This is a genomic window from Arthrobacter globiformis NBRC 12137 (genome assembly GCF_000238915.1).
Classification (GTDB): domain Bacteria; phylum Actinomycetota; class Actinomycetes; order Actinomycetales; family Micrococcaceae; genus Arthrobacter; species Arthrobacter globiformis.
In genome coordinates this window covers 111108-123910 of record NZ_BAEG01000064.1, presented here as the reverse complement: position 1 = coordinate 123910, position 12803 = coordinate 111108, and the positions used below count along the sequence as shown (strand labels likewise).

Below are 12803 nucleotides of genomic sequence, written 5' to 3'. Positions count from 1 at the left end.
GACTTTCCTTGAACGGGCAGGAGGGAATGTCGGCGGGGGAAGGAATGACAGATCATATCGGGCTAATGCAAACAGTCCAGAATCATTCGGATTGTTTGGATCATTCGAAAAAGAATTAACCCATCCGGCACCAGCTAGATGCCCATCGGGGGTTAAGGCCATGTCTGACAGGAAAGCATTTCCCTGGGGAAATGCAGTCGCTACCACGCCTGCCGTACCGAAACTCTGAGCAACGGACCGATCTGCAGCGAATTTCATCAACGTAAAGGAAGCTGGCCCTTGGGAGTTGTTCCACCCTCCGACCAGCAGGTTATTGCTGCCATCGACTAAGAGGCTGGTCACAACGAGTTCGCCGGGAGCTGCTAGATCTGGCAGCTCCACTCCACTGGTGTTGTAGGCTGCGAGCCTCTTGTATGACGCAGCCACGACTGAGCCGTCCTTGTATGCGGCGACGTTTGTAATTGCTCCCGCCGTACGATTGCGCAGAACACCGTTGATGCCGAAGGAGGTGTCTGCACTACCATCTGGCAAATACCGGACTAATGCACCACGGTGGCCTTCGTATGCGCCAGCCACTGTTACCCGGCCGACCGCATCAACGGTAATGTCTTCAGGTCCCCAGCCGCTCAGCGAGCCTTGAGGATCAGGAATAAGCTCAGCAAATGTGCTGTCCAAGAATCCGTCGGCTGAATACTTCCAGGCCGCACTTGATCCTTTAATGCTGCCAGCTATGACGACAGAGCCTTCTGGCGAGAACGTGAGCGCGTCGAAACTTACCTCATAAGCGAAATGTGCAGTGGACGCCTCAGGCACGATCATTCCTGAACTCGCAAAAGTAGTGTCCACGAGGCCGCGGTCATCCAACCGGATGACCGCGGCCGATCCTCCGACGCCCGGAACCTGTACGTTGCCCGCCAGTAGAATTTTTCCGTCAGCTTGGATCCGAAGGTCAGTAACACTGTTCTGCGAGGCTAATGTGATAACACCCGCTTCGCCAAAGGTTGGATCAGGTTGTCCAGAAGGAAGCAGACGGATTACCCGCCAATCGGAGGCAACAAGGGTTTGGACCCGTCCTGCTGTGACGGTTCGCCCTAACGTGTCAACATCGACCGCTACCGGACCCGGCCCGCTTACTCCCCCGAAGTCGTGAGTGAATAAACCCCTATTTGCAAAGGACTGATCAAGATAATCCGAATCTGCGGCGTGGGCGGGCGTCACGGCATTGAACCCTGCCAGGCCCATCACTACCGCCAGCACCGAGGACAAGAGCGTCAGAATTCCTGCTTTCGCTCGCCCACTCCCCCAAATATCGGTCATTATTTTTCCTCCGCGGATGCTTGCGCCTCAATAATTCGGAGAAGAATATCATGAATTGCGTGCGATAAATTCCGACGGCTGGCCCGATGCATCCTCACTCCGTGGCAAACGCTGTCAGGCCACAAGTGTGCGTTCGAGCTGGGGCTTAAGTGTGCGTTCGCGCTCAGTGGGTGACGCTGGTGGGGCTTAAGTGTTCGTTCGCGCTCAGTGGGTGACGCAGGTGGGGCTCAAGTGTTCGTTCGCGGTGGGGCTTAAGTGTGCGTTCGCGCTGGGTGGAGGGTTTATCCCCAGCCGCTGCCGGCTGCGGTCCGGCTGGAGAAACCGCCCAGCCCGTTGCCCTTGTAAAGCCAGAGCGCGCCGTTGGTGTCCACGGACAGGACGTCGGTCTTGGCGTCGCCGCTGTAGTCGCCGCGGCCGGTGATGGTGGTCATCGAGTTCCAGCCGGAGCCCACCTGGACCTTGGCACCGAAGCCGCCGCGGCCGTTGTTGGGGTAGCGCCACAGGACACCGGCGGTGTCGCGGGCCAGCACGTCCGCCTTGCGGTCGCCGGTGACGTCGCCGGGGCCGACTATGGCGGTCATGGAGTTCCAGCCCGAGCCCACCTTGGTCCGGGCGAGCCAGCCGCCGCGGCCGTTGCCGGGGTAGAGCCAGAGGGCGCCGGTGGTGTCGCGGGCCAGGACGTCCGCTTTGCCGTCGCCGTTGATGTCGCCTGCACCGACAATGGCGGTGAAGCCGTTCCAGCCCGAGCCCACCTTGACCCGGGCCAGCCAGCCGCCGCTGCCGTTGCCCGGGTACAGCCACATGGCGCCGGTGGTGTCGCGGGCCAGGACGTCCGCGCGCCGGTCGCCGTTGAAGTCGCCGGGGGCCACGAGTGAGGTGAAGCCGTTCCAGCCCGAGCCCATCTGCTTCCGCGCAAGCCAGCCGCCGCTGCCGTTGCCCGGGTAGAGCCACAGGAAACCGGAGTTCTCCCGGGCCAGGACATCGGCTTTGCCGTCGCCGTTGAAGTCGCCCGCTGCGAGGACGGTGTTGAAGTGCAGCACCGCGCTGGCCGCGTCCAGCCGGCCGGCGCCGCAGCCCTGCGGGCAGCCGCCGGTCATGGGCCGTGCGGTCCGCTTGAGGCGCTCTTCGACGGCGGCGGGTGTCGCCGTCGGGCCCATCTGGGCCATGAGCAGCGCAGCTGCGCCGGACACGTGCGGTGCAGCGGCGGAGGTGCCTTCGGCGAAGAAGTAGGCTTCCGTGCCGAAAGTCTGGGGGCCGTCGTTCAGGGTGGAGAGGATGCCGTTCATGACGCCGCTGGCCGGCTGGGTCGCGTTGGTGGGCGTCATGTCGCCGCCGGGGGCGGTGATGTCGACGGCGGGTCCGAAGTTGGAGTACGGCGCCAGCTCACCGGTGCGGCCGCTGGCCGCGACAGCGATGACGTTCCGGCAGTTGGCCGGGCTGGAGGTGGAGGCCTGCGCCATCTCGTTGCCGGCCGCCGCGACAACAACCGAACCGCGGGCGGTGGCGGTGTCGATGGCGGTCTGGAAGGTCTGCGGGCAGGTGGGGTCAGTGGGGTCAGTGCCGCCGAGGCTCAGGTTGATCACCCGGGCCGGGTTCGGGTTGGCCGGCACTCCGTCCACGGGGGCTCCGGAAGCCCAGACGATGGCGTCGGCGATGTCCGAGAGCTGTCCGCCGCAGGGACCGAGCACGCGGACGGGCAGGACCTTGGCCTTCGGCGCGACGCCGGCGATGCCTTCACCGTTGTTGTTCATGACGGCGGCGATGATGCCCGCTACGTGCGTGCCGTGCCAGGATGACGACATCTCCGCGGCCCCGTCGACGCACTGACCGGCGCTGGACCAGTCGCCCTCGTCGGTGGCGTCGGCGTCGCGGCCGTCGCCGTCACGGGCGTCGTCTTGGTTGGCGATCATGTCGTAGCCGGGAAGCATGTTCGCGTCCAGGTCAACATGGTCCGTCTTGCCGGTGTCGATGACGGCCACCACCTGGCCGGAGCCCTGGGTGACGTCCCAGGCTCGGGTGGCGCGGATGCCGCCGGTTTCCGCGGAGAGGTTCCACTGGAAGGGGAAGAACTCGTCGTCCGGGTCCGCGAACTTGGCCTGCAGCTTCACGTCCGGCTCGGCGTAGGCCACGGCGGGGTCGGCGCGCAGCGAGGCGAGCATCTTCTTGGCGTCGCCGTCGCCCAGTTCCTTGCTGGTACGGATCACCCGGGCGCCGCTGGCGGTGGCGCGCAGGTCCTGCGCGGTGGCGCCGAGCTTTGCGGCGGCGCGGCCGAAGGACTGGGCGCGGAGCGCGGAGCCGGACCGGGCGGGGTCCTTGAACTTAACGATGAACTGGTCAGTGGTGGGGGTGGCCACGGACGGCCGGCGCGGGATGGACGGCAGGTGGGGGTCGCCGTCGGCCGCCGACGCGGCAGGCACTATGAGGGCCGATGCCACCAGGCCGGCGATGCCGGCGGACATGATGGCAGCAGACAAACGAGTTCGGCGCATAATCGACATCGAGACCATCCTGTGCGGCGCCCCTCAGCCGCTGGTGCCGGGACGCATTTTCTGAGGCGCGGCCCCCGCCGCAATCAGTAACGAGTGTAACCCGCCCCGTGCGGCAACGACTGTTCGTTCGCGCTGCCGGTGGGGCTTAAGTGTTCGTTCGCGCTCAGTGGGTGATGCAGGTGGGGCTTAAGTGTTCGTTCGCGCTCGGTGGCGGCTTAGTTCCAGCCGGTGCCGGCAGCGGTCCGGCCGGAGAATCCGCCCAGGCCGTTGCCGCGGTAGAGCCAGAGGGTGCCGTTGGTGTCCACGGCCAGGACATCGGTCCTGGCGTCGCCGCTGTAGTCGCCGCGGCCGGTGATGGTGGTCATCGAGTTCCAGCCGGAGCCCACGGAGACCTTGGCACCGAAACCGCCGCGGCCGTTGTTGGGGTAGCGCCACAGGACACCGGCGCTGTCCCGGGCCAGCACGTCCGCCTTGCGGTCGCCGGTGACGTCGCCGGGGCCAACGATGGCGCTCATGCCGTTCCAGCCTGAGCCCACCTTGATCTTGGCGAGCCAGCCGCCGCGCCCGTTGCCGGTGTACAGAAAGAGGGCGCCGGTGGTGTCGCGGGCCAGGACGTCGGCTTTACCGTCGACGTTGAAGTCGCCGGCACCGGTGACGGCGCTGAACACGTTCCAGCCCGAGCCCACCTGTTTGCGGGCCAGCCAACCGCCGGCACCGTTGCCCGGGTACAGCCAGAGAGCGCCGGCGGCGTCACGGGCCAGGACGTCCGCGCGCCCGTCGCCGGTGAAGTCGCCCGGGGCAACGAGGGCGTTAAAGGCGTTCCAGCCGGAGCCAACCTGCTTGCGGGCCAGCCAGCCGCCGGCGCCGTTGCCCGGGTACAGCCACAGGAAGCCGGAGTTCTCCCGGGCCAGGACGTCGGCCTTCCGGTCCCCGTTGAAGTCGCCGACGGCCAGGACCGTGTTGAAGTGCAGCACCGCGCTGGCAGCGTCCAGCCGCCCGGCTCCGCAGCCCTGCGGGCAGCCGCCGGTCATCGGCCGTGCAGTGCGCTTGAGGCGCGCCTCGACGGCGGCGGGTGTCGCCGTCGGGCCCATCTGGGCCATGAGCAGCGCAGCTGCGCCGGAGACATGCGGTGCAGCGGCGGACGTGCCTTCGGCGAAAACGTAGTCCTCTATGTCAACGGTCTGGGAACCGAAGTTATGGGTGGAGATGATGCCGTTCGGCATGCCGCTGCGCGGATTATCGGCGGAAGTGGGCGTCATGTCGCCGCCGGGGGCGGTGATGTCGACGGCGGATCCGAAGTTGGAGTACGGCGCCAGCGCGCCGGTGCGGCCGCTGGCGGCAACGGCGACGACGTTCCGGCAGTTGGCCGGGCTGGAGGTGGAGGCCTGCGCCTTCTCGTTGCCGGCCGCTGCGACAACAACCGAACCCCTGGCGACCGCAGTATCGATGGCGGTCTGGAACGTCTGCGAGCAGGCTTCGGTGCCGCCGAGGCTGAGGTTGATCACGCGGGCGCGGTTCGGGTTGGCCGGCACTCCCGCCACGGCACCTCCGGAGGCCCAGACGATGGCTTCCGCGATGTCGGAGAGCTGTCCGCCACAGGGACCGAGCACGCGGACGGGCAGGATCTTGGCTCGCGGCGCGACGCCGGCGATGCCTTCGTTGTTGTTGTTCATGACGGCGGCGATGATGCCCGCTACGTGCGTGCCGTGCCATGAGGAAGCTATTTCGGGGGACCCTGTGGCGCACTGCCCGGCGGTGGACCAGTCGCCCTCGTCGGTGGCGTCGGAGTCGCGGCCGTTGCCGTCGCGGGCGTCGTCTTCGTCGGCGATCATGTCGTAGCCGGGGAGCATGTTGGCGTCCAGGTCAACGTGGTCCGTCTTGCCGGTGTCGATGACGGCCACCACCTGGCCGGAGCCCTGGGTGACGTCCCAGGCGCGGGTGGCCCGGATTCCGCCGGTTTCCGCTGACAGGTTCCACTGGAACGGGAAGAACTGGTCGTTCGGGTCCGCGACCTTGGCCTGCAGCTTCACGTCCGGCTCGGCGTAGGCAACGGCGGGATCGGCGCGCAGCGAGGCAAGCATCTTCTCGGCATCGCCCTCGCCCAGTACCTTGCTGGTGCGGACCACGCGGGCTCCGCCGGCGGTGGCCCGCAGGTCCTGCGCGGTGGCGCCGAGTTCGGCGGCGGCGCGGCCGAAGGACTGGGCGCGGAGCGCGGAGCCGGACGGGGCCGGGTCCTTGAACTTCACGATGAACTGGTCAGTGGGCGGGGTGGCCACCGACGGCCGGAGCGGGACGGACGGCAGGTGGGGGTCGCCGTCGTCGGCCGCTGAAACGACCGGCGAGATGAGGGCCGATGCCACCAGGCCGGCGATGCCGGCGGACATGATGACAGCAGAGAAACGTGTTCGGCGCGTAAGAGACATCGAGACCATCCTGTGCGGCGCCCCTCAGCCACTGGTGCCGGGAGGCAGTTATGAGGCGCGGCCCCCGCCGCGTTAAGGGTTCTTGCCCGGGTTAGCCCAGGCACCATATCTTCTGGCTTGGTACGCGCGGACACGAGTTTCGTCGTTTATTCGCCAGCAGGCCCTTCCGCGGAGACCGGAACCGCAGCCATGGAAACTGGTAGCCACGTAGCCAGGTGGCTAGGGCGGCATCACGAACGAATATGGGTCTTCCATGGGCAAACGCTAGCGGCGGCACCTTGGGGATACCTTGACCGCCTAGCCCCCGCGTGGGCAACCTGGGTAAATGGAACGGCCGTAAGCAGCAAGGTCTCGGGCCAGCCGCGGGGACGCGCGCAGGAAACGAACCCATCTGGCGGCGTAAGCCCGGAGGCGTCCTTTCGGCGACAGGTCAACGTAGGGATCCTGCGATAGATAGACCGTGTCAGCCGGCAACAGGGCGGCACGCACCATCCGCGGCTTGTCCCGCAGCGGTGCCTGGAGGAGAGCGATGATGCGGGCGCTGCCAGGTTCCCTGGAAAACAGGCGGTTGCGCCACTCCGCGGATGCCGAGGGCCACTCGGCCGCTGCGTGCCCGGGAAGGATTTCCACAAGGAAAGGCCGCATGGCCGCGAGCGCATCCGTGGCAGCGCTGATTTCGTGGACGGCGGGTCCGAGCGCTTCGCGTGCCGCGAGGTCCTTGAGGAAATGAAGTTCCTGCTGCGAAATGTGCAGGTGGGGTGCCCGCAAAGCATGCAGGGCCAGAAGGACAACACCTAGCTCCTTTGAGGGAACCCGCACGCCCCACCCCGCGATTTCAAGGACCTGCGTGTGGGCCCACATCGCGTCAAAGGCACCTGCCGGATCCCTTTCCATGCCTGGGAACCGGAAATGGAGGTCGATGTGGCAGGGCCAGGACGGGTGGTTGAGGGTGACCGAATGTTTGTAGAAGACCCCAGCGGTCTCCTCAGCGGCACGCTCGCGCCAGCCGCGCTGGTGCAAGCCGGCGAGCATGGGCTCAAGATCCGCCGGCGCCACAAAGACGTCCACGTCCACTGACACCTTGGGCAGGCGCAGTCCCTGAATGACGCTGGCAGGCCCCTTGATGAAGAACGCCCGGATGCCAAGGCTCTCCGCCACTCTTGCCACGAGGGCATGGCCCAGCAGGACACTTTCACCAATGCTCAGCTGGCCTCCTTCGGCTGCGGGGACTTCCATCACGGGAACCTAGTTCTTCGCCTGCAGCCCGGCGGGCACAGGCACGGGGACGTTCTCCCCCGCGCCGTCGGCTTGGGCTGCGCGCCGACCGCCGAGCGGCGCTCGAGCGGCGGCAGGTGCCGGCTCGGAGGAATAGGTGCCGTAATAGGAGTAGGCGTCCGTTCCACGGGTTGGCACATAGTTGAGGACGGTTCCCAAGACCCTGCCACGTACCTTGTCCAGGTTGCCCAGTGAGTGTCCCAGTTGTTCCTGCGTCGTCTTGCCCGCCTGAATGACAACGATTGCGCCGTCGGCCACCCGTGAGAGGACGGCGGCGTCAGTGACGGGAAGCAGCGGCGGGGCGTCGATCAGGACAATCGCCGTCTGCGCCAGTGTGCTAAGCATTTTCTTCATTGCCAGGGATCCGAGCAGTTCGCTGGGGTTCGGCGGAATACGGCCGGACCCGAGGACGGAGAGGTTCGGCAGGGCGCTCCAGGGCTGCAGGACGTCCCCCAGCGCCGCGGTGCCCGCCAGAACTTCGGTGACCCCGACGCCCGGAACCAGGTTGAAGACGTCCGCCAGCGTAGGGCGCCGCAGGTCGCCGTCAACCACCACCACGTTTTCGCCGGCAGCGGCCAGGGTGGCCGCCAGGTTTGCCGTGACAGTGGACTTGCCTTCTCCCGGCAGGGAACTGGTGACCACGATGATGCGCGGGGGCTGGTCCACATCCAGGAAGCTGAGGTTGGTGCGCAGCTCGCGGAGGGCCTCGCCCATCGCGCCGCCCGTGGCGCCCGCCGGGGAGGGCCCTGCGCCCGCACCCTCTTCCAGGATGGTGCTCTTGCCGTCCAGCCGGTGGTCGATGGGGAGGGTGCCGATCACGGGCACGCCGAAGAGCCGTTCGATTTCGGTGGCATTGCGGATGCGCCGGTCCAGGTGGCGCCGGACCAACGCGTAGGCCACACCAAGAGCAAGGCCAGTGAGCGCCCCAACTGCGAGGGAGAGCCTGACGTTCGGGGAGACCGGGGTGCTGGGCAGGACCGCCTTGCCCAGCGGGAGGATGCTCACGGCCGGGGCAGGAGTGGAAGCTGCGGTGCCGGGCGGCGCACCAGGACTGGCCGCTGAATTGTTTGGCGGCGTTGCTGTTTCGATCGCCCTCACCTCGGCGGCCAGGCCGTTGACCCAGGCGTCCGCCACGCGCTGCGCCGTTCCCGGATCAGGTGATTGTGCTGTCACCCGGATTTCGGCGGTGTCCAGCGGAACCTTGACGCTGATGGCACCGAGCAGGGCGTCGGCCGTGGTCTCAAGCCCCAGCGAGGCAATGACCCGGTTAGCTACCAGCCGCGATTTGGCCACGGACTCGTAGTTCTTGACCTTTGCCTTGGCCAGGCTGTCCCCGGCAAGGGAAAGGCTGACGTTGTCCGATCCCGGCGTAACCACGATGCCGCTGGATTCGGACGCGTAGATCTTCGGTTGCAGGACAGTCCAGCCGAACGCCAACAGCGTGGCGAGCAGGGTGAAGGCCACGATTGCCTTCCAGTACACCCTCAGCAGCCGCAGGTAGTCGGCCAGGTCCAGGCCGGCAGGTGCCTGTTCGGCGGGCGTGCTGTTGACGCTCATGATGGTTCCCCAATCCAAGTTCGTGTTGTTTTCCAACCGGCGGTGTTGCCGGGTACCTGCGGACGGTTTCCGCATGGCAGCGCTAGGCGCCGCCACGCTCCAAGACTGCTTTCGCGACGAGCTCGCCGGCCGCTGCCGCGACGGCGGTCCGGTAGCCTTCCCGGCGGCCGTGCACTCGTCCCACCTCTTCGGCCAGCTGCTCCAGCGGCACTGCGTTGACCGCGGCTTCCCAGATGGCAGGCCCCACTCCGCCCAGCCGCACTATCTCCGAATCCAGCATCACCAGCAGATCGTCGTCGATCCGCACAGCATCCCGAGGTGTCACGCGGCGCACCCACCCGTCCGGGATGGCACCGGCCGCACCGTCAAATCCTGGCGCGTCCCACACAGCATTTGCAGGGCCGTAGCCCCGAAAGAGCGGTTCCAGTGCATGAGGCAGGTCCGCGGCCTCCGAGTACGTCACCTGCCAGATACCGCCCACACGTTCGATGAGGCGGCACAGTGACTGCAGAGGTTCGTCCAGTTCGGCCTGCGAGGACAACTCGGGGATCAACGCCAGAAGCCCGTCCGCCAGCGGCAGCTGGCGCAGGACAGGGGCAACCGGGCGGTCCTGAACGTCACTCCCGTGGAACCGGTCAATGCGGTCCAGCAGCACGATGGACTGGATGAACATTTTGGGCGGTGCCGGCTGCAGTCCGAGCTCGTCCGGTGCCACCTGCCGCTTGGGCGCACCTGCCTCCTGTTTCAGGGACAGCGGCTTGGGGTACGGAACCACCTCGCCACCAGGCAAGATGGCCACCGTCTCGTCAGAGACGTACCCGTACGTTTGGGCCAGCACGGATGCCGCGGTGGTCTTTCCCGTTCCGGATTTGGCCACGAGTGCCATAACGCCGCCCGTTTCAGGAGAGGCGATACCGCAGGCGTGGAGCATTATCAGCCTGCCCGCGTTCTCCAGGATGGCCGCGAGCGTCAGCCGGGAGGTGAGAGTCTCGGCGAGCGCCTCGAAGGAGGCGGCCTGCAGGGCCAGCGTGCCGCCGTCGTGCGCTTGCGACAGGTAGGCAACCGACGCGGAGAACGGCAGGGTCTCCGTCGGTTCCATGGGAACCGGCGGAATAACCGGCGCACCGGCGCCCGCACAGCGCTCCCAGGCCTTGGCCATGCGTTGCCGCTGCTCCGCTGTGACCCGCCGGCCCCAGCTCACGGTGAACCGGACGCCGAGGACATCCACGCAGAGCAGGTGATCAATATGCTCGGCGCCCCTGGCGTTCTCCGCGGCGGGGTGGCTACTTCGCGGCTTCATCCGCGGCTTCGATCAGTCGCTGGGCTTCCAGGTTTGCCAGGAAAGCCTCCACCTGAGCAGCAAGCCGGCCGGCCCTATCCTCGAACTCGGCCTTCAGGTCAGCGACGACGTCTTCCTCGCCGCGGCGGCCGTCGATCAGCTGCCATATGGCTGCAGCAGGACCAGCCAGAACCACAGGCTGGGTGGCGTCCACATGCAGCAACGCAACCCGGCCCGCGTTTTCGGTACACACTTCTGCCACCAGGCTGCTGTGCCTCCAGACCATGGTCAGAACGTGACCGTCAGGCCGGCGGTCAAAGCCTGCGTTGTTGCATCCGGCAGAGTCACCGTGATGGTCAGGGTGTAGGAAAGGACGGCACCCTTCTTGGGCGACGGGTTCACGGATTCGAACTGGAACTGAATGGGGAAGTTCACCGTCTGGCCGCTGGGAATACCTGCGGTGTAGGTGAAGGATCCGTTGTAAGCATGGCTGGCCGAGTACGACGAGGAGGCCACGGCTGCCGGCGTGATCGACTGCACGCCCGCGCCGGCGGCAACTGTTCCCACCGGGGCTATGTTGATGGTTCCGCTAATCGGGCTGTTGACCGCGGCACCCTTGTTCTGGAGCTGAAGTGCTGTGGGACCGCTACCGTTGCGGTTAGTGCCGGCGCCCGTCCCCCCGGAGGGGAGGTAGGTGACCGCAGACCCCGTGCCTACCAAGCCTGCTGTGACGCTGAGACCTGATGCGGCAGCCGCCGGGGCCGCGACGGCGGTGATGATGACCGGCAGCGACCAGGCCACACCTGCCACTACCCTGCGGCGGCTGGGACCACCCTTCATTTCGCTTGCATTGATCTCTGCGTTTAGGACCTCGGACAATTACGCTCCTTCGTAGTTTCGGCCGGTCCCCTATGGGCCGAAGGCGGGAACTGATGATTTATCGGGGCCTCCCAGAGCCTAGCCATCCACCCTCAGGGTTCCCTCAAGAGGTTTGCAAAGTTGGGTCAAGGGTGAATCAAGAAAGCATCGTCACGTCCGCCGAAAGGGCAGCTCAGGTCTGGCTCCGCAGGGCCCGACATGGTCGGGACCCCGTCCGTCGGATTCATGTGAAGCCCGAGCGCCTTTGAAACTTCAGGACGGGGGCGTACATCCAATGCGGTAACACGCTGGGAGGAACGGTCACCCTCGTGCAGATGCCTCGGTAAGTGTCCGCTCAGGCGCCGGCTCAGCGAAGGAGCCTGTCTTCTCGGCCGGTTCCGCCACGGGGCCGCGGCTCGAGGCCCGGTTCCTAAGCCGGGCCTCAAGGGGACGCTCAAAGAAGGTGTAGGCGGCGCCGGCAAGCGGGATGGAGATGGCAATTCCGACGACGGCGAACGCGGCCCGCTCGGCAAGGCTCTCCGGTCCAAGTTCCAGGGCTGTGCGCAGCACGAGTTCGTGGACCAGGTAGAGGGCGAACGACCATTCACCCAGCTTCACCATGGCAGGCGAGCTGGCGAACGTGGGGCGGCCTCCGCAGCGGTCCCGGTCCGCATAGGCAGCAATCAGCAGGGCGTAGCCGGGAATGCAGAGCGCGCCCGCCAGCGGCCCGGCGGTGTGCCAGGGTGCGATGCCGTCGACGATCTCGAGGATAAGGAACGAACCGATGGCCGCGGCCACTCCGACACCGATGCCGAACCTGGGCTTCCAGCCTTTCCGCATGGCGATGGCCAGGCACACACCCACAATAAACTCAGCTATCCGGAAGGCGGGGAACGTATAGAACAGGGCTCCCCAGTCGAAGCCGGGGCCGAGCGCGAGCAGGACGGCAATGAAGGACACAGCGGCAACGAAGACCGTGGCGCCGACGCGGAAGAGCTTCCCCGGTTCGAGACGTGCAAGCCGTACCGCCAGGAACGGGAACACCGCGTAGAAGAACGCTTCGCACGAGAGCGACCACGACACCCCGTTGTAGGCGTAAACCCAGTGCTGGTCGCCGAGCCAGCCCTGAACGAGGAGCAGGGAGGCAAGGAGTTGGGGAACTGACTGGTCCCCCTGCGTTGCGAAAACAAGGACGACGGCGGCCAGCGCCGTGAGCGCGTGCAGCGGCCAGATCCGGGCGAACCGGCGCCAGTAGAACTGGCGCTTGGTCGTCTTTGGGTTCATCGACCACGCGAGCACGAACCCGGACAGCAGGAAGAAGAAGGTCACGCCGGTCTGCCCCATGGACACGAGCGGGTACATCTCGGGCACCAGGGTCACTGCCGCGTGGTACAAAACCACGAGTATGGCGGCGATGAACCGCAGTCCTGTCAGTGAATCCAGCCGGGCGCGTGAAATGGTTCTCCTCCTTGGGTGACGGCAATGAACCGTCTAGTCTACCCACGACAAGGTGCATTATCACAAAAGGGTAACGGCGCACCTGGCCTTGGGACATAAGGAGTACGCATCTGGCCAGTACCTAGAACGCTGGGGTATGGCGCACTT

At 66.3% G+C, this 12803-nt stretch carries 9 protein-coding genes; all 9 read right to left on the bottom strand.

From position 1 onward, the window contains the following. A partial coding sequence (locus ARGLB_RS23265; protein ID WP_003802714.1) for a delta-60 repeat domain-containing protein occupies window positions 1–1317 on the bottom strand: 1317 nt, incomplete at its 3' end. 281 nt (window positions 1318–1598) lie between these two features. After that, window positions 1599–3776, bottom strand: a complete 2178-nt coding sequence (locus ARGLB_RS11900; RefSeq protein WP_003802713.1) for a S8 family serine peptidase — start codon at window positions 3774–3776, stop codon at window positions 1599–1601. A 245-nt stretch (window positions 3777–4021) separates the two neighbouring features. Next, a complete protein-coding gene (locus ARGLB_RS11890; protein WP_003802711.1) occupies window positions 4022–6229 on the bottom strand; it encodes a S8 family serine peptidase in 2208 nt (735 codons plus the stop codon). A 297-nt stretch (window positions 6230–6526) separates the two neighbouring features. After that, the gene (locus tag ARGLB_RS11885) at window positions 6527–7465 is read right to left on the bottom strand and encodes a nucleotidyltransferase family protein (protein ID WP_043418885.1); all 939 of its coding nucleotides are present in this window, start codon (window positions 7463–7465) and stop codon (window positions 6527–6529) included. 9 nt (window positions 7466–7474) lie between these two features. Next, on the bottom strand, window positions 7475–9061 hold the full coding sequence (locus ARGLB_RS11880; protein ID WP_043418946.1) for a tyrosine-protein kinase domain-containing protein: 1587 nt from the start codon (window positions 9059–9061) through the stop codon (window positions 7475–7477). A gap of 82 nt (window positions 9062–9143) precedes the next feature. Next, window positions 9144–10361: a hypothetical protein gene (locus ARGLB_RS11875; protein ID WP_003802706.1), complete on the bottom strand. Its 1218-nt coding sequence runs from the start codon at window positions 10359–10361 to the stop codon at window positions 9144–9146. Beyond that, the gene (locus ARGLB_RS11870) at window positions 10345–10626 is read right to left on the bottom strand and encodes a PqqD family protein (protein WP_003802704.1); all 282 of its coding nucleotides are present in this window, start codon (window positions 10624–10626) and stop codon (window positions 10345–10347) included. Before ARGLB_RS11870 ends, ARGLB_RS11875 begins: the two co-directional genes overlap by 17 nt. A gap of 2 nt (window positions 10627–10628) precedes the next feature. Beyond that, window positions 10629–11219 carry a hypothetical protein gene (locus tag ARGLB_RS11865; RefSeq protein WP_003802703.1) on the bottom strand — a complete coding sequence of 197 codons (591 nt, stop codon included), beginning with the start codon at window positions 11217–11219 and terminating at the stop codon, window positions 10629–10631. A 300-nt stretch (window positions 11220–11519) separates the two neighbouring features. Continuing rightward, window positions 11520–12632 (bottom strand): acyltransferase family protein, encoded by a 1113-nt coding sequence (locus ARGLB_RS11860; protein ID WP_280959906.1) that lies wholly within the window; start codon window positions 12630–12632, stop codon window positions 11520–11522. Window positions 12633–12803 lie beyond the last annotated feature (171 nt).

Bases quoted from the DNA above. Each gene is read 5' to 3' on its own strand.
- ARGLB_RS11900 (WP_003802713.1), bottom strand. From the start codon at position 3,776: ATGTCCGCCGGCATCGCCGGCCTGGTGGCATCGGCCCTCATAGTGCCT.
- ARGLB_RS11890 (WP_003802711.1), bottom strand. From the start codon at position 6,229: ATGTCTCTTACGCGCCGAACACGTTTCTCTGCTGTCATCATGTCCGCC.
- ARGLB_RS11885 (WP_043418885.1), bottom strand. From the start codon at position 7,465: ATGGAAGTCCCCGCAGCCGAAGGAGGCCAGCTGAGCATTGGTGAAAGT.
- ARGLB_RS11880 (WP_043418946.1), bottom strand. From the start codon at position 9,061: ATGAGCGTCAACAGCACGCCCGCCGAACAGGCACCTGCCGGCCTGGAC.
- ARGLB_RS11875 (WP_003802706.1), bottom strand. From the start codon at position 10,361: ATGAAGCCGCGAAGTAGCCACCCCGCCGCGGAGAACGCCAGGGGCGCC.
- ARGLB_RS11870 (WP_003802704.1), bottom strand. From the start codon at position 10,626: ATGGTCTGGAGGCACAGCAGCCTGGTGGCAGAAGTGTGTACCGAAAAC.